Source organism: Anaeromyxobacter sp. Fw109-5, from assembly GCF_000017505.1.
GTDB lineage: Bacteria > Myxococcota > Myxococcia > Myxococcales > Anaeromyxobacteraceae > Anaeromyxobacter.
In genome coordinates this window covers 366,354-388,745 of the sequence record NC_009675.1, presented here as the reverse complement: position 1 = coordinate 388,745, position 22,392 = coordinate 366,354, and the positions used below count along the sequence as shown (strand labels likewise).

The following is a 22,392-nucleotide window of genomic DNA, read 5'->3' as shown; positions in this document are numbered from 1 at the left end:
CCGTGACGGACTCGCCCCTGCCCCGCCGAGCGCACAGCGTCGAGGTGATGCGCCGCGGGAACCTCCTGCTCTACTTCACTGCGGCGGCGCTGGCCGTCACCACCGCCGCGCGACTCCCGGCCTCGTGGGCGAGCGGCAACGCCCTGAACCACGTCTCCGGCGCGTGGATGGCCCTCGCCGAGGACCTCGCCCAAGGCCTGCTGTACCGGCCGCTGCTGGATCCGGCGGTCGGCTACGGCGGAACGCGCTGGTTCCCGCTCGCCTTCGTCGCCCACGCCGGCCTCCGGGTCGCCGGGCTCGACCTCGTGACCGCGGGGTACGCGCTCTCGCTCGCCGTCGGGCTCCTCACGGTCGTCGCCGCGTACGTCCTGCTCCGGCGGGTGGGGGTGACGGCCCCGGTCTCGGCGGCGTTCGGGGTGCTCACGCTCGGCACCTACGCGACGCAGTACGCCCTCTCGTCCGTCCGCTTCGACCTCCTGCCCGTCGCGCTCGGTGCGCTCGGCCTCGCCGCGCTCGCCGGCGGCCCCTCGCGCAGGGCGGTCGCGCTCGCGGCCACGCTGTTCGTGCTCGGCTTCGCCTCCAAGCCCACGGCGCTGACCGCGCCGGCCGCCGCCTTCGCCTGGCTGCTCGTCCGCCGCGAGCGGCGCGCGGCCGCGACGCTCGCAGGAGCGGTGGCGGCCGGCGGCATCGCGGTGGTGGCGATCACCGACGCGCTCTCCGGGGGCCGCTTCATGGAGATCCTGGCGGCGACCGCCTCGGGCGGCGCGCGGCTGCGCGACGCGCTCGCCGCGCCCTACCGGCTCGCCCACCACCTCGCCGTGGCCGATCCCGCTGCCATCGCGCTGCTCGGCGCCGCGCTCGCCGCCGCGCTCGCCGGGTCGCGCCACCACCTGCGCGCCGCGCGGCGCGGCGCGGCCGGCCCGGGCCTCCTCCCCGTCCTCTGGCTCGCCGCCGCGCTCGCGGGCGCGCTCGTGGTGTTCGCCTCGCCGGGCACGGACGCGAACCACCTCGCGGAGGCGGAGGTGGCGGCGGCGCTCGCGCTCGGCGCGTCGTGGCGCGCCCGGGGCACCGAGCGTCGCATCGCGCGGGGGCTCGCGCCGGTGGCGTGCGCGCTCGGGGTCGTCGTCGCGGCGGGGATGGCTCGCGCGGACCTCGCCGGGTCGCGGCTCGCCGAGGCGCGCGCCGTGGTCGCCGCCCTCCCGCCCGGCGTGGTCGTGTCCGAGGATCCGCTCCTGCCCCTCGTCGCGGGCATGCGGCCGTTCGTGCTCGACCCCTGGATGCTCCGGCTCGCCGCCGAGCGCGACCCTTCGCTCGCGGGGCCGCTCCTCGAGGGGCTCCGGCGTGACGAGTTCCCGGCGGTGGTCCTCCTCCAGGACCTCGACTCGGCGGCCGCGCGCGGGTGGTACGCCCGCGGGAACCTCGGCCCCGCGGTCGTCGCCGAGATCGCCGGCCACTACCGGCTCGCCGAGCGGCACGGGCCCTACCACCTCTACCTGCCGCTGCGAGGGACCGGCGGCGACTCGCCGGTCGCGGCCGGCCCGCGCGCCGGGGGGCGGCGGCGCGCCCAGCCGGACCTGGGCGCGATCCCTGCGCGCTCGAGGGAGATCCCCGCCGCCGCGCTCGAGCGCGCCGCGCCCTGAGGCGGCGGCCGATCCGCGTCCCGTCGCGTCGTCGCTCGCGTCTCGTCCACCTGGCTCGGTCCGGAGATCGATTCACGACCCCTGCCCCCCGTTCGGTTGGCCCGTTCCCGGACCCGAGGTTAGAGTCTCGCCCCGCATGCGCGAGCTCTCTCCCTCGACCGACCTCCCGAACCTCGTGGCGCCGAAGCGCGAGCTCACCGCCCGCGCGGTGGCCATCGCGATCCTCGTCGCCGCGCTGATGGGCGCCGCGGAGCCGACGGTGGTCCTGCGCATCGGCTACGGGCCGAACATGTCGGTGGTGAGCGCCTTCCTCGGCTTCATCGTCATCACCCTGATCGGCAAGCTCACCGGCCGCCGCGGCACCCGCTTCGAGAACAACCTCGTCCAGACCGCGGGCACCGCCGCCGCCTCGGGGGTGGGCTTCATGGCGGTGGTGCTCGCCGCCATCGACATGCTGAACCAGCGCGGGCTCATGAACCTGCACCTCTCGAGCCTCCAGATCTTCGCCTGGCTCGCCCCCTCCGGCCTCCTCGGCGTGCTGCTCGCGGTGCCGCTGCGCAAGCACTACATCGACCAGGAGAACCTCCCCTTCGCGGACGGCACCGCCGCCGGCGAGACGCTGCTCGTGCTCGACGAGGGGCCGAAGCAGGCGGGCCCGCGCGTCGCCGCGCTCGGGATCGGCGGGGCCATCTCGGTCGGGTTCACGGTGCTGCGCCAGGGGTTCAAGTGGATCCCCGACACGATCGCGTTCGGCTTCCTCACGCCGCACGCCGAGGCGCTGCGGCTGGGGAGCGAGGTGGGCGTCCTGTCGCTCGGGGCGGGCATCCTCGTGGGCCTCCGCGTGACGCTCTCGATGGGGCTCGGAATGCTGCTCGGCTGGATCGTCGCGCCCGACCGGCTCTTCGCGCGTGGCCTCGTGCCGGAGCTCACGTTCAACGCCATCCTGCAGCGCTGGATCATGTGGCCGGCGACCGGGCTCATGGTGGCGGGCGGCCTCACCGCCCTCGTCCTGAAGTGGAAGGTGATCGCGAAGACGTTCCATGGGCTGTCGGGCAAGGAGGCCGACACGAGCGGCGACTTCCCGATGCGCTGGGTGGTGTGGGGCGCCCTCGGGTGCGCCGTGGTGCTCGCCGCGGTGCAGAAGATCTCGCTCGGCTTCCCGATCTGGCTCTCCGCCGTCTCGGTGCTGCTCTCCATCGTCCTCATGCTCGTCGGCATCCGCGTGCTCGGCGAGACGAACTGGGCACCCATCTCGGCCATGGCGAACGTGATGCAGGCGGTGTTCGCCGTGCTCGCCCCAGGTCACGTGCCCATCAACATGGTGGGCTCCGGCATGAGCGGCGCGGTCGCGGCGAACGGCGAGCACCTCATGCAGGACTACCGGGCTGGCAAGATCGTCGGCTCGACCAACCGGCACCTCACCTACCTGCAGCTCATCGGCGTCCCCATCGGCGCGGCGGCGGTCGCCGTCGCCTACCCGGCGGTGCGCGCCAAGTACGGCATCGGGGGTGAGGGCGGGCTCACCTCGCCCATCTCCGTGAAGTGGGCCGGGTTCGCGGAGCTGCTGTCGCAGGGCTTCGGCGCGCTCCCGTCGAGCGCGCTCGTGGCGCTCGTCGTCGCGCTCGTCGCGGGGGTGGTCCTGACGCTGCTCGAGGCGAGCCCGCGCTTCGGCCGCTACGTCCCTTCCCCGACGGCCATCGGGCTCGGCGCGCTCATCCCGGGCTTCGCGGTGGTGCCCATGGTGATCGGCGGCGTCGCCCAGGACCTCTGGCGCCGGCTGTCGCCGCGGACGGAGGACGTGTACGCGACCCCGCTCGCCTCAGGGTTCATCACCGGGGAGGCGCTCGTGCTGCTGTTCCTCGCGCTCTGGGCGGCCGTCGCCGGCTGAGGCTCCGGACCCAAGGCTCCGGGTCCCGAAAAAGCACCGGGCCCGGCGGTGGCCGGGCCCGGTCGTGTGAAGTCCCTCGTCGGCCGCACGAGGCGCGGGGCTCCAGTCGCAGTCGGAGCCGCCGTCGCCGCGCAGGGGGAGGCGGCTAGCGGACGAACTCCACGTGGGGGTACATGTGACGCGCCAGGGGTGAGTGCGTCAGCAGCTCCAGGGCGCGCTCGAGGCGCTGATCGCCCATCCCCGGGACCGCTTCGTAGGCGGCGGAGATCAGCTCGCCGAGGGTGGTGACGAGCCGGCGGGGGGCGTTGCTCTTCTCGGAACGGCGGCGGCGGTTGGCCTTCATGCTCCCTCCGGTGGTGGCGATTCGGCGTGGCGTGCCCGTCCCCATCCCACTAGCAATCCGCTTGCCTCGCCCTCACGGTCGGGGTTACAGGGGCTTGGCTCGGTGACCCCCCCCGCCACCTGTAGACTTTCCAGTGCCGGCCTCGAAATCCCGACAGTCCAGGCCAAGGAAGTAGCCCCGGGCTCCTAAGCCCGAAGAGACCCACGCCATGCCGACGAAGCCCGCTCGAGACCTCCAGACCTTCCCGAACCCGAAACCCGACCGGCCTTACGAGATCGCGATGGAGTGCCCGGAATTCACCTGCGTGTGCCCGGTAACCGGGCAGCCGGACTTCGCGACCATCCGGCTTCGCTACGTCCCGGCCGAGCGCTGCGTCGAGCTGAAGAGCCTGAAGCTGTACCTGTGGAGCTTCCGGGACGAGGGGACGTTCCACGAGGCCGTGACGAACCGGATCTGCGACGACATCGTCCAGGCGATCGCGCCGCGCTGGATCGAGGTGGTGGGCGACTTCGCCGTCCGGGGCGGCATCCACACGGTCGTGACGGCGCGCCACGGCGAGCGCCCGGCGGGCGTCTGAACGACGGGGCGCGATCCGCGAGCAGCCGCTGCGTCGCGACTCGCGCCGCCGACCCCCCGGCTTGAGAAGGGGGAGCTGCGCCCCCGCGCGCTCGCGTCGCTCGCAGCCCCGCCCGCGCCGGGGTTCCCCTCCCTCCTCCCGGAGCGCAGCTTTCCTCCCGGGGGGAGGCTCTTGCGCAGCGACAGGCTGTCCATCGCGTACGTGCACTACGGCGCGCAGAGCGGCGTGACCGACCAGGTCGCGCGCGCCCTCGGTACGCGGGGCCACGACGTCCGGCTGGTCGAGGCGACGGGCGACCTCGAGCCCCGCCACCCGGTCACGGGCCGGCTCCGCCCGCGGCCCGCCGTCGCGCTCACGCTCGCCGCCGCGGCGGCGCGGTTCGGCGTGGGGCGCAGCGCGCTCGAGCACCGCTGGAACACCCCCTTTGCGTTCGACCGGCACTCTCTTCGTGCCGGTGAGGCCCTGCGCGCGCTCGACCCTCCGCCCCGCCTCGTGCTGCAGAACGGCGCGCTCTTCGCGCCAGGGCTCCCGGCCCCCTTTCCGTACGCGCTCCTGCTCGATCACACCCGCGCGCTCGCGATGCGCGGCCCGCCCTGTCCCGCCGCCGGGCTCGCCGCGCCGCTCGACTACGGCGAGGGCTGGCTGGCGCGCGAGACCGCCCTCTATCGGCGCGCGCGCGTGCTCGCGACCTTCAGCGCGAACGTCGCGCGCTCGCTCGTCTCCGACTACGGCGTGGACCCCGCGTGCGTGCGCGTGGTGGGAGCCGGCGCGAACGTCTTCCCGGGCGCAGCGCCGCGCCAGGACGACGGCCGCACGATCCTGTTCGTCGGACGCGACTTCCCCCGCAAGGGCGGGCACGTGCTCGCGGAGGCGTTCGCGCGGCTGCGCCGGACGGAGCCGCGGGCGCGGCTGCTGGTGGCGGGCCCGCCCGCGGCGCCGCCGCTCCCCGTGGGCGCCCACTGGCTCGGCCCCGTCGAGCTCGACGAGCTGCCGGCGCTCTTCGCGCAGGCGACGGTGTTCGCCCTGCCCACCCTGCGCGAGCCGTTCGGCCTCGCCTTCCTCGACGCGATGGCCTGCGCCGTGCCGTGCGTCGGCACCGCGCACGAGGCGGTGCCGGAGATCGTGGGCGACGCCGAGACCGGACTCCTCGTGCCGCCAGGGGACGCGGACGCGCTCGCGGAGGCCCTGCGGCGCCTCCTCGCCGAACCGGAGCGCGCGCGCGTCATGGGCGCGCGCGGTCGCGAGCGGGTCGCGGCGGGCTTCCTGTGGAGCCACGTCGCGGAGCGGCTCGAGCGCGCCCTGCTCGACGCGATCTCCTCCCACGGCAAGGCGGCGTGAGGCGCGCCGGAGTCCGCGCGCCCGCGACGGGCTCTGGAGTGGAGCGACGGCGTGTAGGGGAATGGCGCCTGATCACCTCCGGCCGTCCGAGCGTGACACGGCCCGTGGAGTACAATCCCGGCCCGAGTGTCCGCCGCCGAACACCCGCCAGCCGGGGGCCGATTCGAGCCCGAGTCGCTCCTCGGCCTCGTCCTCGACGGAAGGTACGAGCTCGCCGCGCACCTCGCGACCGGCGGGATGGGGGCGGTGTTCCGGGCCCGCCACGTCCACCTGCGCAAGGACGTCGCGGTGAAGGTCCTGCGCCCGGACCTCTCCTCCTCGCCCGACCTCGTCGAGCGGTTCCGGCGGGAGGCGGAGATCGCGAGCGCGCTCGAGCACGACAACATCGTGCGCGTGACCGACTTCGGTCGCAGCCCGGACGGCTGGCTCTTCCTCGTGATGGAGCTGCTGTGCGGCGAGAGCCTCTTCGACCGGATCCGGCGCGACGGGTGTCTCTCGCCGGAGGAGGCGGTGCCGATCCTCTGGCAGGTGTGCGCGGGGCTCGAGGCGGCGCACGCCCTCGGCGTCGTGCACCGCGACCTCAAGCCCGAGAACGTCTTCCTCGCCCGCACGGCCAGCGGACGCGAGGTGACGAAGCTCCTCGACTTCGGCATCGCGAAGATCGCCGACCCCGCGAGCGGCGCCTCCACGCAGGCCGGGGTCGTGGTCGGCACGCCCGAGTACCTCGCGCCGGAGCAGGCGCTCGGGGGCGAGGTCGACGCGCGCGCCGACCTGTACGCCGTCGGCCTCATCGCCTGGCGCGTGCTGGGCGGCCGCCACCCGTTCAAGGCCGACGAGCCGCGCGCGCTGCTCATGATGCAGGCGACGCGCCCGGTGCCCCCGCTCACCGACCCGCGCCCGGACCTCGGCGCCTACCCCGCGCTGGTGGCCGCGGTGGCGCGCGCCTGCGCCAAGGAGCCGGACGAGCGACATCCGTCCGCGAGCGCCCTGCGCGACGATCTCGGCGGCTCCCTCGGGCCCGCCTTCGTGCTGCCGCCGAACGCGACCCCGTCGCCCGCCATCTCCCTGTCCGCGACGCCGCCCGCCCGGGCGCCCGACCCGGTGGGCGTCGCCGACACCCGCGCCGCGCTCCCGCCCGTCCGGACCGCCCCGATCGCGTCGTCGACGCTCTCGCTCGAGGCCGCGCGCCTCGCCGGGCGCGCCCGCACGCTCGCGCGGTCCGCCGCCCGGCGCGCGCGCGCGGCCGTCCGCGAGCTGGGCGCGCACCCCCGCGTCGTCGCCGCCGCCGCGGTCGCCGCCCTGCTCGCGCTCACGCTCGCCCTCGCGCTCGGCTGGAGCCGCGGCAGGACCGCCGCCGAGGCGCGCAGCCTCCTCGCCGGCGGCCGGCCCGGCGCGGCCCTCGCGCTCCTCGATCGCGCGCTGGCGGAGCGTCCGGACGACGGCGAGCTGCTGCTCCTCCGCGCCCGGGCGCTGCACCTCACCGGCGCCGACGCAGCGGCGCTCTCCGCCTTCGCCGCTGCGCGCGCCCGCGGCTCCCTCGACGACCCCGCCCGCGCGGACCTCGTCGCGGCGCTGGCCGCGGACCGGGCGACCGCGGACCGGGCGCACCGCCTCCTGCTCGAGGAGGGCGAGGCCGCCGTCCCCGCGGTCTTGCGCGCCGCGCGCGAGGGGGCCCCCTCGCAGCGGCTCCGGGCGCTCCACCTCGCGCGCGACCTGGGCGCGGAGGAGCGGCTCGATCGCGCCGCCGCCTACGGCGCCCTGCTCGACGTGCCCGACTGCGAGGTGCGGCGCGAGGCCGCCGAGCGGCTCGGCGAGATCGGCGATCGCGCCGCGCTCCCCGCGCTGCGGCGGGCCGCGCTCGCGACGGTCGAGACGAAGGGGTTCTTCGGGATGACCCGGCGCGCGCAGGCCTGCGGGTCCGCCGAGGCGGCGGCGGCCGCCCGGCGCATCGAGGCGGCGGCGCGGTCGCCGTGACGGCGCCGCCAGGCCGCACGTGACCCTGCGCCGCGGGGCGGCTCGTGCTAAACGACGCCGGCACCCACAGTCCGCCCGCCCTCGACGGCGGGGCGGCGAGCTTCTCGCGAGGAGACCGGATGGCGCGTAAGCAGGCGACGGCGAAGGCCCGCACGGGCAAGGCCACGGCGAGGAAGCAGCCCTCGGTGAAGGCGGCGGGGACCCCCGCGATCGAGCTCGCTGCGGACGCGCTCGCGCTGCCGGTCTACGAGGAGGACGTCCGGGCCGGCGGGCGCGGTCGGGTGAAGGCCCTCGACGCGCTGCTCGGCGGCGCCCTGGCGGCGGCCGTGAAGGCGGAGCGCTTCGCGGGGAAGGCCGGCCAGGAGCTCTCGCTCCCGACGCTGGGGCGCGCGCCCGCGGGCCGGGTGCTCCTGCTCGGCATGGGCCCTCGCGGCAAGGCGGAGGCGTGGCCGTCGACGGGCTTCGAGCCGCTCCGCCACGCGGCCGGCAAGGCCGCGCGCGCCGCGGCCAAGGCGGGCGCGCGCGCGCTCGCCGTCGCCCTCCCCGAGGACGGCGTCGAGGACGTCGCCGGGGCGGCGCGGGCGCTCGCCGAGGGCGCGCTCCTCGGCGCCTACGCCTTCGAGCGCTACAAGAGCGAGGACGACGCGCGGCGGACCCCGCTCGCCGAGCTCACCGTGGCGGTGCCCGCCGGCGCGGAGCGGCGGGCCGAGCTGAGGGACGCGCTCGAGCTCGCGCGCGAGATCGGCGCCGCCGTGGCCTGGGCGCGGGACCTCGTCAACCTGGGGCCTGCCGACTGCACCCCCACCCTCCTCGCGGAGCAGGCCGAGGCCCTCGCGCGCGAGGCGCGGCTCGCCGTCGAGGTGCGGGGCCCGAAGGAGATCGCGGCGCTCGGCATGGGCATGTTCCTCGGCGTGACCCGCGGCTCCTCCGAGCCGGCCCGGCTCGTCACCCTGAGCTGGATCCCGAGGGGCGCCGCGGCGAAGAAGCCGCCGGTCGTGCTCGTCGGCAAGGCCATCACCTTCGACTCGGGTGGCCTGTCGCTGAAGCCCACCGAGAGCATGGTGACCATGAACACCGACATGGCCGGCTCGGCGGCCGTCCTCGGCGCGATGCGCGTCGTCGCCCGCCTCGCGCCGCCGTTCCCGGTGCACGCGGTCCTGGGCGCCTGCGAGAACATGCCCGGCGGCAAGGCCTACAAGCCCTCCGACGTGCTCGTCTCCTACGCGGGCAAGACCGTCGAGATCACCAACACCGACGCGGAGGGCCGGCTCGTGCTCGGGGACGTGCTGGCCTGGGCCGCGCAGACGTGGAACCCGGCGCTGATGGTCGACGTGGCGACGCTCACCGGCGCCTGCATGGTGGCCCTCGGCCACACCACCGCCGGCCTCTTCGGCCCGGACGGCGCGGCGGTGGACGGCCTGCTCGCCGCGGCGGGCGCCTCCGGCGAGGAGCTCTGGCGGCTGCCCATGACCGAGTCGCTGAAGGAGCAGCTGAAGAGCGATCGCGCCGATCTGAAGAACACCGGGGAGCGCTGGGGCGGGGCCATCGCCGCCGCGCACTTCCTCCACGCGTTCGTGAAGGACGTCCCCTGGGCGCACCTCGACATCGCGGGCCCCTCCCACGCCCCGAAGGAGCGCGGCTACGTCGCGAAGGGCGGGACGGGCTTCGGCGTGCGCACGCTCGTCGAGCTCGTGCGCGCCCACCGGCCGTGACGCGCCGGCCGGCACGAAGCGCGCTGCGGCGGCGAGCCCGCCGGGCTAACCTACCCGCGTGAACGCGATCGACGCCCTCGGGCGCCTGCTCCGACCCGCCGGCGGCGGGGTCCACCTCGTCTCCACCGGGAAGGCGGAGCAGCTCGCCCTCCAGCGCCGGCTCTACGGGGCGGCGGACGACGCCATCGTGCGGGCCCGCTGGCGCGAGGAGCTGGCCCGCGCCGCCGGCGCGCGCGCGGTGCTGCTCGGGATCCCCTCCGACGCGGGCGGCGGGTTCCAGCGCGGCGCGAACCTCGGACCGTCGGCCATCCGCGCGAGGCTGCTGGAGGAAGACCCCGGCTGGCCGGCCCGGGCGCGCGCGGCCGGCCTCGTGGATCTCGGCGACGTGTTCGTGGTGCCGCAGCTCCTCGAGGACGAGATGCTCTCGGACGCGCAGCGGGCCGCGACCGCCCGCGCCCTCTACCCGGACCTCGAGCCGGCCGAGCGCGCCGCCTGGCCCGTCTCGCCGCTCTCGATCGCCGAGCGCGCCCTCTCGCTCGTCCTCGCCGCCAACCCGGCCGCGCGGGTCTTCGCGCTGGGAGGCGATCACTCCGCGGCGTGGCCGGTGGTGAAGGCGCTCGCCTCGGTCCGCGCGGGGATCGGGATCGTCCAGGTCGACGCGCACACCGATCTGCTCCCGGAGCGGCTCGGCATCCGCACCTGCTTCGCCACCTGGTCGTATCACGCGAACGACCTGCTCGGGCGCGGCGGCCGGCTGGTCCAGGTCGGCACGCGCGCCTCGGGGCACGACCGGGCGCACTGGGAGTCGACGCTGGGGGTGCGCCAGTTCTGGGCGGAGGAGGTCCGCGCCGATCCCGCCGCGGCGCTCGAGGCGATCGTCGCGCACGTGCGGGCCACCGGCGTCTCCGCGGTCTACTTCTCGAACGACATCGACGGGACGGACGCGTCGTTCGCGGACGCGACGGGCACACCCGAGCCGGGCGGGCTCGCGCCCGAGTTCGTCTCCGCGCTGGTCGCGCGCCTCGGGCGCGAGGTGGGGCTGGCGGGCGGGGACGTGATGGAGGTCGCGCCGTACGTGGCGCGCAGCGCCGGGGGCGGCCCGCGCACCGTGGCGCTGGCGGCGCGCTACCTGCGCGAGACCGTCGACGCGGCGCTCGGGTGAGCGAGCGGGCGCCGTCAGCGGCCGTGGTCCCCGCGGTCGCCGCGGCCCGGTCCGGGGATCGATTTCACGACCTCATCAGCGGCGCATCAGCAGGACGCCGGCGAAGAGCAGCGCCGCGCCGACGAGGCGCGGGGCGGTGACGGGGCGCGTCGCGAGCCCCAGGGCGCCCGCGTGGTCGAGCGCGAGCGCCGCGATCATCTGCCCGGCGAGCGTGAGCGCCAGCGCGAGGGTGAAGCCGATCCGCGGCGTGAGGATCACGATCGCGGTCACGTAGAACGCACCGAGGAGCCCGCCGGTCCAGCTCCAGGGCGGGGCGGCCGCGAGCGCGGCGAGCGGCGGCGGGCGGACCCTCAGCACGACGACGTAGGCCGCGAGCCCGGCGAGGCCGACCGCGAAGCTCACGAACGCCGCCCACTCCGGGCGGCCCGCGTGGCGAGCCAGGGTGGCGTTCACGCCGGCCTGCACGGGGACCACGGCGCCGGCGATGAGGGCGAGCAGGACGAGGGCGAGCTGCAGGGGATCCTCCTTCGGTGAGGTGCGGTTCTTACCGCGACGGCGCGAGAGGCGACAGTGCGGACGCCCTCGGAATCGGGATAGGGGGTGGCCGGTGTTCCCGGCTACTCCCCTCCCACACCACCGGACGTGCGGGTCCGCATCCGGCGGTTCGAGCGGTTGAGGTCAGCGGGCCAGCCTCGGGACTCCTGCTCGGTCGAAGTAGCTCGTGGGCAGCGCGACGTGGATCGCCATGGTCGCGTTCTTCCACCAGCGGCGGGCGTTGACTGCCACCTTCGCCGCGGAGACCGGGCCCATGCCTCTCGCCCGCAACTCCCGGTATACGGTGGTGCCCCGTTTCCACTGCTCGAGGTGAACCACGCGCACGCGGTGCCCGATCCACTCGTCGAGGTCGCTGAGCACGCGCGGCGTGTCCGCCAGCCGGAAGTACTCCCTCCAGCCGGCGAGGTAGCCCCGCAGCTCCTCGATCACCCGCTCCATGGACCTGCCACCGTTCCGGGCGGTGATCTCCCGGACCCGGTCCTTCATCGCTTCAAGGGCCTTCGGCGCGATGCGCCGCCTGACCTCTCCTCCCTTGGCGTACCAGAAGCTGTAACCGAGGAACTTGCGGTCCTGCGGGCGCGCCACCGCGCTCTTCGCCTCGTTGACCCGTAGCCGGAGCCGCGCGTAGAGCGTCTCCATCACCCGCTCGCCTGCCCGCCGGGACCGCACGTACACGTTGCAGTCGTCGGCGTAGCGCACGAACGCGTGCCCGCGTTCTCCAACTCCTTGTCCACCTCGTCGAGGAGCACGTTCGCGAGGAGCGGCGAGAGCGGCCCGCCTTGCGGCGTCCCCTCGTGCCTCTCCATCACCACTGATGGGGAAGCTGGCGGGGAGGATCGCGGACAAGCGGATGCTGGGGTTGATTCGGCGCTACCTCGAGGCCGGCGTCATGGCGAACGGGTGCTCGGCCAGATGCTCCGGCAGTTCCAGCAGGGTCATCCCGTCGATGCCGGGGCTGCCTTGTTCTGCCTCACGCGCTTCAGCGCCGCCTTGGCGTTGCCGCGCTGGACCACCTCTTCCATCAGGCGGTCCGTTCCCGGGCGTCCGTCTCCGTCCACCGCCGACCGCGCTTCACCGCTCCGCTGGCACCGCGGGGCTTCACCCCTCGTCTCCAGCGGCAGCGCCAGTTGCCTGGCCTTCTGGTGCTTGGCGCGTTCGAGGCTCACGGTCGTTCCACCCTCCTGCTCGTTCGGCCCTTCGCGCCGTCGTGGCCCACGGACGTCCGGTAGGCGGTCGCCGTCCCGCGTCTGGCTTTCTGATCACGCCCATGCTGGGCACACACGACGAGGCCCCGGATCCTCGCGGATCCGGGGCCGGGTGTCGGACGGTATCGAGCTTCGGTTCCGCTCGACCGGCCGCTACGCCTTCGCCTTCTCGGCGGCCTTCTTCGCCTCGGCGGGGGCGAGGCCGATGAGGGCGCCGACGGCCGCGCCCGCGGCGGCGCCGGCGACCGCGAAGAGCGAGCCGACCGCGGTGACGCCGAGCACCATCCCGAAAATGATGAGCGCGCGCGCGGCGAAGGAGGCGCTCACCGGCGTGCCGAAGATTCCGCCGGCCAGCATCACGCCCGCGTAGCCGCCGTAGAGGAGCGCGGGCAGGAGCGCCACTGCGAGGAAGAGGGCGAGACCGACGCCGGCGCCAACGAGAGCAGGGACCTTCGAGTTCTTCGTCATGACCATGTCTCCTTTTTCGTCCCGGGGCCGTCCGTCCGGCCACCCACCCTCGCTCATCTGCACGGGCTCTGCCACCTCTTCGCGGCGGCGTTCCGCGGGGTTCCGCGGCGCCGTGTCGGGTATTCCCGACGGGGCCGCCGGGCCGGCCGACAGCCCGGACCGGAGGGGGCGCTGTGCTACCCTCGGCGCCGTGAACGCCTTCAAGCCGCACCTCGCCGCCGTCGCCGACTACCCGTACGCGAAGGTCGACGCGCGCGTGAAGCTGGATCAGAACGAGAGCCCAGAGGACTTCCCGCCGGAGCTCAAGGCCCGCGCCCTCGCCCGTCTCGCGGCGCTCTCGTGGAACCGCTACCCCGAGCTCCACGCCGAGGACGTGCGCGCTGCCCTGTCGCGCCACGAGGAGTGGCCCGAGGAGGGGATCGTCGTCGCCCCGGGCTCGAACCTCCTCGTGCTGGCGCTCGCGCAGGGCGCGCGCTCGGTGCTCGATACCGTGCCGGCGTTCCCGTACTACAAGGGCGGCGCGGTCGCCGCCGCGACGCCGTACCGCTCCGTCCCGCTCGGGGAGGACTTCGCCCTCCCCGCGGACGCGCTGCTCGCCGCGATGGACGGCCCGCCCGGCGTGCTCTTCCTGCCGAACCCGCACGCACCCACCGGCCGGCTGTTCGAGTCCGGCGACGTCGAGCGGCTCGCGGCCCGCGCGCGCGAGCGCGACTGGCTGCTCGTGGTGGACGAGGCGTACCACGCCTTCGCGGGCACCGACGCGCGCCCGCTCGCGCGCGCGAACCCGAACGTCGCGATCCTCCGCACCTTCTCCAAGTCCTGGTGCCTGGGCGGCATCCGCGCGGGCTACCTGCTCGGCGCGCCGCGGGTCGCCTCGATCGTGCGCGCGCTCGTGCCGCCGTTCTGCATCCCGGCGCACACGGGCGCGATCCTGCTCACCGCGCTCGAGGCGCCCGCCGCCTTCGCACCCATCCACCAGCGGATCCGCGCGGAGCGCGCCCGGCTCTTCTCCGGGCTCTCCGCGCACCCGACGTGGAGACCCTACCCGAGCGCGGCGAACTACCTGCTCGTCCGCACGCCGGACGCGAAGGCGGCGTTCGACGGGCTCGTCGCGCGGGGGATCCTGGTGAGGCGACAGGACCACTACCCCGGGCTCGAGGGGTGCATCCGGATCTCCGTGGGGACGCCCGCCGAGAACGATGCGCTGCTCGCGGCGGCGGCCGGGACGAGGTGAGGGCGATCCCTCCGCGCGGACCGACCCCGCCGTCCGCGGGGCGGGTCCGCGCGCGCCCCGTCAGCCCGCGGCCTGGATGAGGACCTTCAGCGCTCGCTCCTTCGCGGCGTTCCCGAAGGTCTCGTAGGCCTTCATCACGTCGTCGAGCGCGAACTCGTGCGTGATGAGCTCGCGAGGGGCGAGCCGTCCCGCGACGACGGTCTTGAGGAGCATGGGCGTCGTGTTCGTGTCGACCAGCCCGGTCGTGATCGTGACGTTGTGGATCCAGAGCTTCTCGAGCTTCAGGGAGACGCTCTTGCCGTGCACGCCGACGTTCGCGACGTGCCCGCCGGCCGCGACGATGTCCTGGCAGACGTCGAACGTCGCCGGGATGCCCACCGCCTCGATGGCGACGTCCACGCCCTTGCCGCCGGTGAGCGCCATGACCTTCTCGACCGCCTTGCCGTCGCCGCTGTTCACGGCGCGCGTCGCGCCGAGGCGCTTCGCCACCTCGAGGCGGTTGTCGTCCAGGTCCACCATGATGAGCTCGGCGGGCGAGTAGAACTGCGCCGTCACGAGCGCGGCGAGCCCGATCGGACCGGCGCCGACGATGGCCACGCTGTCGCCCGGCTTCACGGCGCCGTTGCGCACGCCCACCTCGAAGCCGGTGGGGAGGATGTCGCTCAGCATGACGAGCGCGCCCTCGTCGGCGCCGCGGGGCACCGCGTACAGGCTGGTGTCGGCGTACGGGACGCGGACGTACTCGGCCTGCGTCCCGTCGATGAGATGCCCCAGGATCCAGCCGCCGTTCGCGCAGTGCGAGTACATCCCCTTCTTGCAGGCTTCGCACTTGCCGTCCGAGGTGATGCAGGAGATCAGGACCCGGTCACCCTTCTTGAAGTTCGTGACGGCCGGGCCCGCCTCCTCGATCACGCCGACGCCCTCGTGGCCGAGGATCCGCCCGTCCGTGACCGCCGGGACGTCGCCCTTCAGGATGTGGAGGTCGGTGCCGCAGATGGTGGTCTTCAGGACCTTCACGATCGCGTCGGTGGGTCCCTTGATCGTCGGCTTCGGCTTCTCCTCCCAGGCCTTCTTGCCGGGTCCGTGATAGACGAGCGCCTTCATTCGAGCCTCCTCCGGTCCTCGACCGTCGCGGCGAGCGGAACGAGCGCGCCGCGCCGTTTCGCAGCGTCCCCCGCCCGAGCGCGGAATGGCAGGACCACGACGGATGCGACCGTTTCGCGCATCGGCGCTCGCCTCGCCGCTCCCGGTGCGCGGGCTCGCCGGCTCCGGACCGGGACCCCCGCGGAGGACGCGGTCAGTGAATGCGCGGCAGGAGCGGGAGACCCGCGACGATGTGGGCCTCGTCCGCGGCCAGCTCCGCGAGGCGCGCCTCCACGTCGCCCGCGCCGTGACGCCGCGCGAGCTCGACGAACAGCCGCTCGTGCCCCGCCTCCGACTGCGCGAGCCGCGCGTACAGCTCGCGCAGCCGCGGGTCCTCGAGCGCGGCGGCGAGCAGCCCGAGCCGCTCGCAGCTGCGCGCCTCGATGAGCGCGGCCACGAGGAGCCGGTCGGCGAGGCGCCCCGGTCCGCCGCGGACGCGCCGCAGGAGCGCCTGGGCGTACGGGTCCCCCTCGTCGGACGGGAGCGGCACGCCGAGGCGGGCCATCTCGGCGAGCACGGCGAGGAAGTGCTGCAGCTCCTCCTGCGCGAGCCGCGCGAGGCTGTGGACGAGATCGGGCCGATCGGCGTGATCGGCGACGAGCTTCAGCGCGCTCGCGGCCGCCTTCTTCTCGCAGTGGGCGTGGTCGGCGAGCGTGGCGCGCAGCTCGGCGAGCGCGACGGGGAGCCAGCGGGGGTCGGTGGCGGAGCGGAGGATCACGGGCCGGATCTAGCGCGGCACCCGCTCTCTCGCCCGGTCGTTCCCCCGGTGCGGAGTCGGCCGGGTGCCGCGCGGTGCGCAGCTTGGGTGAGGCGCCCGATCACCCGGGGAGGAGAGCGCATGCACGTCCGGACGGTGGTGGTGGTGGTGGCGATGGCGACGCTCGCTCGGGCGGGGACGGCCCGGGCGGCGGTGTCTCTGGGGCTCGAGGCCACCCTCGGCGCCGAGCAGCTCGGCGTGCAGCGCGCGCCGGGGTCGAACGAGCCGCTGGCGCAGATGGGCCAGCTGGGCGGGACCGTCCTCCTGCGCGTGGGCTCGCTCGCGGTGGGAGCGGCGGCGGGCGGGTACTTCGACGGCTCCCGGCTCGAGCGCTACGACGCGAGCGGGCTCGCCGGTCTCGCCTTCGACGTGCTGCCGCTCCTGCGGCTCGAGCTCCTCGGCGAGCTGGGCGCCGCGAGCCTGCGCTCGCGCGAGGACCTCGGCGCGGCGGTCGCCGGCGAGTGGTCGACCTTCTACGGCGCGCGGCCGGGCGTGTCGCTGAAGATCCCGGCCTTCCCGCTGCGCCTCGGCGTGTGGGGGCTCGCGCGCTGGGGGCTGCCGGGGACCCCGAGCGGCGAGCCCGCGCTCGGGATGCTCGGCCGGGTGGGCGTGGAGTTCTGATCAGGCTTCACCGTCGAGCAGCGCGGCGACGCGCGCGGCGGCGAGCGCCGCCGGCGCGCGGGGGAGGCGCGCGAGCGAGAAGCCCGCGACGAGGTCCGAGGGCCGGCAGCGCACGCCTGGCGGCGTCAGCCCGGACAGCTCGGCGAGGAGCCCCGTCACCGCGTCCGGCGCGGCCCCGCCCTCGCGCAGCTCCCCGAGCGAGAGCGCGCCGTGCCGCTTCGCCAGCCGCTCGCCGTCCTCGCCGACGACGAGCGGGACATGGGCGAAGCGCGGCGGCGCGAGCGCGAGCGCCCGGTAGAGCAGGAGCTGGCGCGCGGTCGAGGGGAGGAGGTCGTCGCCTCGCACGACCTCGGTGACCTCCATGGCCGCGTCGTCCACCACGACCGCGAGCTGGTAGGCCGGGACGCCGTCGGCGCGCGCCACGACGAAGTCGCCCACCGTGGCGAGGACGTCCGCGGTCCGAGGTCCGTGCACGCCGTCGTCGAACGCGACGGGGCCGTGCGGGACGCGGAACCGCCACGACGGGGCGCGGGTCCGGGCGCGCTCCGCGCGCTCGGCGGCGGAGAGGGCGCGGCAGGTCCCCGGGTAGCGCGGGCCGTCGTCGGAGGGCCCGTGAGGCGCCTGCGCCGAGGCGGCGATCTCGGCGCGCGAGCAGAAGCACGGGTACACGTGCCCCGCCGCGCGGAGCCGCTCGAGCGCCGCCGCGTAGCGCTCGAGCCGCTCCGACTGTCGGTACGGGCCGGCCGGGCCTCCCACGTCCGGGCCTTCGTCCCAGTCGAGCCCGAGCCAGCGCAGCTCGTCGAGGATGCGCGGCTCCATGCCGGGCCGGACCCTCGGGGCGTCGAGGTCCTCGACGCGCAGGGCGTAGCGGCCTCCGAGCGCCCGCGCGGCGAGCCAGGAGAGGAGCGCCGTCCGGGCGTTGCCGAGGTGGAGCGGGCCCGTGGGGGAGGGGGCGAAGCGGCCGCGTCGCAAGGGAGTGTGCGTGAGGGCCTCGCGGCCCGCCTCGAGGGTCATCGGCCGCGCGACCTCGCCACGAGGCGCGCGCCGCGCCACACCCGCTTTTCAGGGTGCCGGATGGGCGCGGCTCCTGATAATCCCCTGCCCCCGATCACCACAAGCCCCATCCTTTCGAGCGCGACCCAGGGCCCGCTCCGAGCCCCCCCGACCCATGCCCCGACAGGCCGGCGTCCTCCTCCCGCTCTTCTCGCTCCGCTCGGCCCGCGACTGGGGCGTCGGCGAGATCCCCGACCTCGTCCCGTTCGGCCGCTGGTGCGCCGGGGCGGGCTTCTCCATCGTGCAGGTGCTGCCGGTGAACGAGGCGTCGCGCGGGCAGCACAGCCCTTACGCCGCGCTGTCGGCCTTCGCCATCGATCCGGTCTACCTCGCGCTCGGCGGGCTCGAGGACTTCGAGGCGGCGGGCGGAGAGGAGGCGCTCTCCTCCGAGGACCGCGAGCGGCTCGCGCGGGTGCGCGCCGCGCCGTCGGTGCGCTGGAACGAGGTCCGTGCGCTGAAGCGCCGCGCCCTGGAGCTCGCCTTCGCGCGCTTCGAGCGCGACGAGTGGTCCCGCGGGACCGCGCGGGCCCGGGCGCTCGAGGCGTTCGCGCGCGCGGAGGCCGCCTGGCTCGACGACTACGCGCTCTTCGTCGCGATCCACGACGACGCCCTCGGCGGCCGCGCCTGGATGGACTGGCCCGAGCAGCTGCGCGAGCGCGCCCCGGAGGCGCTCGCCGAGGCCCGCGCGCGCCACTCCCGCACGATCCTCTTCTACACCTGGCTCCAGTGGCAGCTCGAGGAGCAGTGGCACGCCGCGCGGCGCGCGGCGAACGAGGCCGGCGTGGAGCTCGCCGGCGACCTGCCCTTCATGGTGGCGACCGACTCCGCCGACGTCTGGGCGCGGCGAGGCGACTTCCGGCTCGACGCGCGCGTGGGCGTCCCCCCCGACGCGTTCAGCGCGACCGGCCAGGACTGGGGTCTGCCCGTGTACCGCTGGGACGCGATGGAGCGCGAGGGCTACCCCTGGCTGCGGGAGCGCGCGCGCCGCATGGCGGACCTGTACGGCCTGTACCGGGTGGACCACGTGGTCGGGCTGTACCGCACCTACTTCTTCCCGAACGACGGCAGCCCGCCGGCGTTCGTGCCCGAGGGCGAGGAGGCGCAGACGAAGAACGGCGAGCGCGTCCTCGGCCTCTTCTCCGCCGGCGCGCGCGTCACGGCGGAGGACCTCGGCACCGTCCCGGACTTCGTGCGCGAGTCGCTCCGGCGCATCGAGGTCCCCGGCTACTGCGTCCTCCGCTGGGAGCGCCACTGGCACGTTCCGGACCAGCCGTTCCGCGACCCTCGCACCTGGCCGGCCCTCTCGGTCGCCACGACGGGCACGCACGACACCGACTCGCTGGCGGACTGGTGGGACGGGATGCCGGACGACGAGCGCGCGGCGCTCCTCGCCCTGCCCGGGCTGGCCGGCCTGCGCGCGCGCGAGAAGGCCTTCTACGACGACGCCGTGCGCGACGCGCTGCTCGAGCTCGTCTACGCGGCGGGCTCGGAGCTCCTCCTCCTGCCGTTCCAGGACGCCTTCGGGCTGCGCGACCGCGTGAACGTGCCGGGGACGGTGACCGCCGAGAACTGGACGTACCGGATGCCGCGCCACCTCGGCGCGCTCGCGGCCGACCTGGGCGCGCGCGACCGGCTGCGCGACCTCGCCGCGCGGAGCGGGCGGCTCGTGGGGAGCACCGGTGGCGAGCGCGGCTGAGACGGCGGCGACCGAGCGGGTGGCGCTCGCGGCCGAGCTCGTCGAGGCGCTCGCGCAGGAGGCGGCGCGCGGCGAGGGCTCGACCCGGCGGCCGGCCTCCACCTACCGCCTGCAGCTCCACGGCGGGTTCGGCTTCGAGGACGCCGCCCGAGTCGTGCCGTACCTCCACGCCCTCGGCGTCTCGGACCTGTACGTCTCGCCCATCCTCGAGGCGGCGCCCGGCTCCACGCACGGGTACGACGTCGTGAACCACGGCCGCCTCAACCCGGAGCTCGGCGGCGAGGAGGGCTTCCTGCGCCTCGCGGGTGCGTGCGCCCAGCGCGGCATGGGGATCCTCGTCGACTTCGTGCCCAACCACATGGGCATCGGACCGCGGAACGCGTGGTGGATGGACGTGCTCGAGAACGGGCCGTCGTCGGTCCACGCGCGGGCCTTCGACGTCGAGTGGCGGCCGCTGAAGGCCGAGCTCGGCCACAAGGTGCTCGTCCCGCTCCTCGGGGATCAGTTCGGGAAGGTCCTCGAGCGCGGCGAGCTCCAGCTCGCGCGCGAGGGCGGCGCGCTCGTGGTGCGCTACTGGGACCACGTGTTCCCGGTCGCGCCCCGCTCCGTGCCGCAGCTGCTGCGGCATCGGCTCGACGAGCTCCGCGGCGAGCTCGGCCCGGGCGACGTCCACTACCAGGAGCTCGAGTCCATCTGCGTCTCGCTGGAGAAGCTCGCGCCCCGCACCGACACCTCGCCGCAGGCGGTCGCGGATCGCGCCCGGGAGAAGGAGGTCGCGAAGCGCCGCCTCGCGTCGCTGTGCGAGGCGAGCCCGCGCGTGCGGGCGTTCGTGGACGAGAACATCCGCATCTTCAACGGCCGGAAGAGCGAGCGGCGGAGCTTCGATCTGCTCGAGAAGCTCCTCGAGGGCCAGGCCTACCGGCTCGCGTTCTGGCGGGTGGCCGGCGAGGAGATCAACTACCGCCGGTTCTTCGACGTGAACGCCCTCGCCGCGATCCGCATGGAGGAGCCGCGCGTCTTCCAGGAGGCCCACCGCCTCGTCCTCGGGCTCCTGCGCGACGGACGCATCAGCGGGCTGCGCATCGACCACCCCGACGGCCTCTACGCCCCGCCGGCGTACTTCCGGAGGCTCCAGGCGTCGTACCTCGTCGAGCGCGCCCGCGCCCTCGCCGCCCGGCGCGGCACGCCGCTCGAGCCCGACACGGAGGCGCTCGTCCTCGAGCGGGTGTTCGAGGCGCTCGAGGCGGGGCGGCTCCCGCCCCGGCCGCTCTACGTGGTCGTGGAGAAGATCCTGATCGCGCCGGAGCGGATGCCCGACGGCTGGGACGTGGACGGCACCACCGGCTACGAGTTCCTCGCCGCGGTGAACGGGCTGTTCGTCGAGCCGGAGGCGGAGCGCGCCTTCGACGGCATGTGGGCGCGCCTCTCCGGCCGCCGCGAGCAGTTCGCCGACGTGGTGGCCGACAAGAAGCGGCTCGTCATGTCCTCCTCGATGGCGGGCGAGGTGAACATGCTCGCGCACCGGCTCAACCGCATCAGCGAGATGAACCGGCGCACGCGCGACTTCACGCTGAACGAGCTCACCCGCGCGCTCGTGGAGTTCGTGGCCCTGTTCCCGGTCTACCGCACCTACGTCACGCGGCGCGGCGAGGTGGACGACCGCGACCGCGCGCTCGTCGAGCGCACCATCGCGCGCGCCCGGCGGCGGAGCCCGGTCGTGGACCCGTCCATCTACGACTTCCTCCGCGACGTCGTGCTCCAGCGCTACCCGGAGGAGCTCACCGAGGACGAGCGGCGGGAGTGGCTCGAGCTCACCCTCAAGCTCCAGCAGATCACCGGCCCGGTGACGGCCAAGGCCGTCGAGGACACCGCGTTCTACACGTACGTGCGGCTGGTCTCCCTGAACGAGGTCGGCGGCGAGCCGCGCCACTTCGGGACGACGCCGGAGGAGGTGCACGGCCTGCTCTCGGAGCGGCAGGCGCGCTTCCCGGGGTCGCTCTCCTCCACCTCCACGCACGACACCAAGCGGAGCGAGGACGTGCGCGTCCGGATCGACGCGCTCTCGGAGATCCCCACCGAGTGGCGCGCCGCGGTGCTGCGCTGGCACCGGATGAACCGGGCGCACGTGGGCGGCGAGGGCGGCGGCGCACCGGACCGCGCCGACGAGCTCCTGCTCTACCAGACGCTCGTCGGCGCCCTGCCCGACGGCGGGGTGACGCCGGGCACGCGCGCACACGCCGACTTCGTGGGCAGGATCCAGGGCTACATGGAGAAGGCGCTCCGCGAGGCGAAGGTGCACACGAGCTGGACGAGCCCGAACGAGGACTACGAGGCCGGCGTCCGGACCTTCGTCGAGCGCATCCTCGCTTCGCCCGCCTTCCTCGCTGACCTCGGCGCGTTCTCGGCGCGCGTCGCCGCCGTCGGGCGGCTCTCCTCGCTCGCCCAGGTGGCCGTGAAGTGCGCCGCGCCGGGCGTGCCGGACGTGTACCAGGGCTGCGAGCTCTGGGATCTCTCCCTCGTGGATCCCGACAACCGCCGGCCGGTGGACTACGCGCTGCGCGCGCAGACGCTCGAGGCGCTTCGCGCAGACCTCGCCCGCGGCCCCGCGGCGCGCCGAGACCTCGCCCGGAGCGTCTCCGCCCCGGAGACGCTCGCCGACGGCCGGGCGAAGCTCCTCCTCCTGCACGCGGCGCTGCACGCGCGACGGGAGCAGCGCGAGCTCTTCCTCGCCGGCGACTACCGCCCGGCGCACGCGGAGGGACCGCACGCCCGGAGCGTGTTCGCGTTCGCGAGGGCGCACGCCGGCAACGGCGGGCGCGCCGCGCTGTGCGTGGTCCCCCGGCTCGTGCTCGGGCTCCTCGAGGCGGGCGGCGGCCGGATCCGCTGGGAGGGCGCGCTCGAGGTCCCGCACGGCCTGCCGCGCCGGTGGCGCGACGTCGTGACCGGCGCGCGGCGCGAGGGCGACGCGCTCCCGCTCGCCGAGCTGTTCGAGGACTTCCCCGTCGCCGTGCTGGTCTCGGAGTGAC

At 75.3% G+C, this 22,392-nt stretch carries 19 protein-coding genes; 11 read left to right on the top strand and 8 right to left on the bottom strand.

What is annotated here, in order from left to right; translation table 11 throughout:
- Positions 1 to 2 precede the first annotated feature (2 nt).
- Complete coding sequence (locus ANAE109_RS01695; RefSeq protein ID WP_011984654.1) at positions 3 to 1,640, top strand: hypothetical protein; 1,638 nt, start codon at positions 3 to 5, stop codon at positions 1,638 to 1,640.
- A 136-nt stretch (positions 1,641 to 1,776) separates the two neighbouring features.
- On the top strand, positions 1,777 to 3,528 hold the full coding sequence (locus ANAE109_RS01690; RefSeq protein ID WP_011984653.1) for an OPT/YSL family transporter: 1,752 nt from the start codon (positions 1,777 to 1,779) through the stop codon (positions 3,526 to 3,528).
- A gap of 145 nt (positions 3,529 to 3,673) precedes the next feature.
- Here the strand turns inward: ANAE109_RS01690 and ANAE109_RS01685 are convergent, their stop codons facing one another.
- A complete protein-coding gene (locus ANAE109_RS01685; protein ID WP_041448049.1) occupies positions 3,674 to 3,871 on the bottom strand; it encodes a hypothetical protein in 198 nt (65 codons plus the stop codon).
- A 208-nt stretch (positions 3,872 to 4,079) separates the two neighbouring features.
- Here ANAE109_RS01685 and queF point away from each other — a divergent pair, with 208 nt between their 5' ends.
- The 5 genes from queF (at position 4,080) to ANAE109_RS01660 (ending at position 10,634) form a co-directional block, all read left to right on the top strand.
- The gene (gene queF / locus ANAE109_RS01680) at positions 4,080 to 4,448 is read left to right on the top strand and encodes a preQ(1) synthase (RefSeq protein WP_011984652.1); all 369 of its coding nucleotides are present in this window, start codon (positions 4,080 to 4,082) and stop codon (positions 4,446 to 4,448) included.
- A 171-nt stretch (positions 4,449 to 4,619) separates the two neighbouring features.
- A complete protein-coding gene (locus ANAE109_RS01675; protein WP_011984651.1) occupies positions 4,620 to 5,786 on the top strand; it encodes a glycosyltransferase family 4 protein in 1,167 nt (388 codons plus the stop codon).
- 126 nt (positions 5,787 to 5,912) lie between these two features.
- Positions 5,913 to 7,760: a serine/threonine-protein kinase gene (locus tag ANAE109_RS01670; protein WP_011984650.1), complete on the top strand. Its 1,848-nt coding sequence runs from the start codon at positions 5,913 to 5,915 to the stop codon at positions 7,758 to 7,760.
- A gap of 119 nt (positions 7,761 to 7,879) precedes the next feature.
- Positions 7,880 to 9,472: a leucyl aminopeptidase gene (locus ANAE109_RS01665; RefSeq protein ID WP_011984649.1), complete on the top strand. Its 1,593-nt coding sequence runs from the start codon at positions 7,880 to 7,882 to the stop codon at positions 9,470 to 9,472.
- A 58-nt stretch (positions 9,473 to 9,530) separates the two neighbouring features.
- Positions 9,531 to 10,634, top strand: coding sequence for an arginase family protein (locus ANAE109_RS01660; protein WP_011984648.1), 1,104 nt, complete (start codon positions 9,531 to 9,533; stop codon positions 10,632 to 10,634).
- A gap of 75 nt (positions 10,635 to 10,709) precedes the next feature.
- Here the strand turns inward: ANAE109_RS01660 and ANAE109_RS01655 are convergent, their stop codons facing one another.
- The 4 genes from ANAE109_RS01655 to ANAE109_RS01645 form a co-directional block, all read right to left on the bottom strand.
- Entirely contained in the window at positions 10,710 to 11,132 is a 423-nt protein-coding gene (locus ANAE109_RS01655) for a DMT family transporter (protein ID WP_255342641.1), read from the bottom strand.
- Positions 11,133 to 11,312: 180 nt separating this feature from the next.
- The gene (locus ANAE109_RS01650; RefSeq protein ID WP_049768497.1) at positions 11,313 to 11,888 is read right to left on the bottom strand and encodes a group II intron maturase-specific domain-containing protein; all 576 of its coding nucleotides are present in this window, start codon (positions 11,886 to 11,888) and stop codon (positions 11,313 to 11,315) included.
- A 236-nt stretch (positions 11,889 to 12,124) separates the two neighbouring features.
- Entirely contained in the window at positions 12,125 to 12,355 is a 231-nt protein-coding gene (locus ANAE109_RS24710) for a hypothetical protein (RefSeq protein ID WP_143827880.1), read from the bottom strand.
- A 192-nt stretch (positions 12,356 to 12,547) separates the two neighbouring features.
- Positions 12,548 to 12,862: a hypothetical protein gene (locus ANAE109_RS01645; RefSeq protein ID WP_011984646.1), complete on the bottom strand. Its 315-nt coding sequence runs from the start codon at positions 12,860 to 12,862 to the stop codon at positions 12,548 to 12,550.
- A gap of 190 nt (positions 12,863 to 13,052) precedes the next feature.
- On the opposite strand from ANAE109_RS01645, the gene ANAE109_RS01640 reads away from it, so the two are divergent.
- Positions 13,053 to 14,096: a histidinol-phosphate transaminase gene (locus tag ANAE109_RS01640; protein WP_011984645.1), complete on the top strand. Its 1,044-nt coding sequence runs from the start codon at positions 13,053 to 13,055 to the stop codon at positions 14,094 to 14,096.
- Positions 14,097 to 14,156: 60 nt separating this feature from the next.
- On the opposite strand, the gene ANAE109_RS01635 is transcribed toward ANAE109_RS01640, so the two are convergent.
- Both ANAE109_RS01635 and ANAE109_RS01630 read right to left on the bottom strand, forming a co-directional pair.
- The gene (locus ANAE109_RS01635; RefSeq protein WP_011984644.1) at positions 14,157 to 15,200 is read right to left on the bottom strand and encodes a zinc-dependent alcohol dehydrogenase family protein; all 1,044 of its coding nucleotides are present in this window, start codon (positions 15,198 to 15,200) and stop codon (positions 14,157 to 14,159) included.
- A gap of 193 nt (positions 15,201 to 15,393) precedes the next feature.
- Positions 15,394 to 15,957, bottom strand: a complete 564-nt coding sequence (locus tag ANAE109_RS01630) for a tRNA-(ms[2]io[6]A)-hydroxylase (protein ID WP_011984643.1) — start codon at positions 15,955 to 15,957, stop codon at positions 15,394 to 15,396.
- 120 nt (positions 15,958 to 16,077) lie between these two features.
- Between ANAE109_RS01630 and ANAE109_RS01625 the strand changes: the two genes are divergently transcribed.
- The gene (locus tag ANAE109_RS01625) at positions 16,078 to 16,617 is read left to right on the top strand and encodes a hypothetical protein (RefSeq protein ID WP_011984642.1); all 540 of its coding nucleotides are present in this window, start codon (positions 16,078 to 16,080) and stop codon (positions 16,615 to 16,617) included.
- Here ANAE109_RS01625 and gluQRS read toward each other — a convergent pair whose 3' ends face one another.
- Positions 16,618 to 17,631 (bottom strand): tRNA glutamyl-Q(34) synthetase GluQRS, encoded by a 1,014-nt coding sequence (gene gluQRS / locus ANAE109_RS01620; RefSeq protein WP_011984641.1) that lies wholly within the window; start codon positions 17,629 to 17,631, stop codon positions 16,618 to 16,620.
- A gap of 154 nt (positions 17,632 to 17,785) precedes the next feature.
- On the opposite strand from gluQRS, the gene ANAE109_RS01615 reads away from it, so the two are divergent.
- Positions 17,786 to 19,366 (top strand): 4-alpha-glucanotransferase, encoded by a 1,581-nt coding sequence (locus ANAE109_RS01615; RefSeq protein ID WP_011984640.1) that lies wholly within the window; start codon positions 17,786 to 17,788, stop codon positions 19,364 to 19,366.
- On the top strand, positions 19,350 to 22,391 hold the full coding sequence (locus tag ANAE109_RS01610) for a malto-oligosyltrehalose synthase (RefSeq protein ID WP_011984639.1): 3,042 nt from the start codon (positions 19,350 to 19,352) through the stop codon (positions 22,389 to 22,391). The genes ANAE109_RS01615 and ANAE109_RS01610 overlap by 17 nt, the downstream gene beginning before the upstream one ends.
- The last annotated feature ends 1 nt before the right edge of the window (position 22,392 follow it).

Excerpts from the sequence above, each read along its gene's own strand:
- ANAE109_RS01690 (WP_011984653.1), top strand. The coding sequence starts at position 1,777 with ATGCGCGAGCTCTCTCCCTCGACCGACCTCCCGAACCTCGTGGCGCCG.
- gluQRS (WP_011984641.1), bottom strand. The coding sequence starts at position 17,631 with ATGACCCTCGAGGCGGGCCGCGAGGCCCTCACGCACACTCCCTTGCGA.
- queF (WP_011984652.1), top strand. The coding sequence starts at position 4,080 with ATGCCGACGAAGCCCGCTCGAGACCTCCAGACCTTCCCGAACCCGAAA.
- ANAE109_RS01645 (WP_011984646.1), bottom strand. The coding sequence starts at position 12,862 with ATGACGAAGAACTCGAAGGTCCCTGCTCTCGTTGGCGCCGGCGTCGGT.
- ANAE109_RS01625 (WP_011984642.1), top strand. The coding sequence starts at position 16,078 with ATGCACGTCCGGACGGTGGTGGTGGTGGTGGCGATGGCGACGCTCGCT.
- ANAE109_RS01635 (WP_011984644.1), bottom strand. The coding sequence starts at position 15,200 with ATGAAGGCGCTCGTCTATCACGGACCCGGCAAGAAGGCCTGGGAGGAG.
- ANAE109_RS01615 (WP_011984640.1), top strand. The coding sequence starts at position 17,786 with ATGCCCCGACAGGCCGGCGTCCTCCTCCCGCTCTTCTCGCTCCGCTCG.
- ANAE109_RS01665 (WP_011984649.1), top strand. The coding sequence starts at position 7,880 with ATGGCGCGTAAGCAGGCGACGGCGAAGGCCCGCACGGGCAAGGCCACG.
- ANAE109_RS01685 (WP_041448049.1), bottom strand. The coding sequence starts at position 3,871 with ATGAAGGCCAACCGCCGCCGCCGTTCCGAGAAGAGCAACGCCCCCCGC.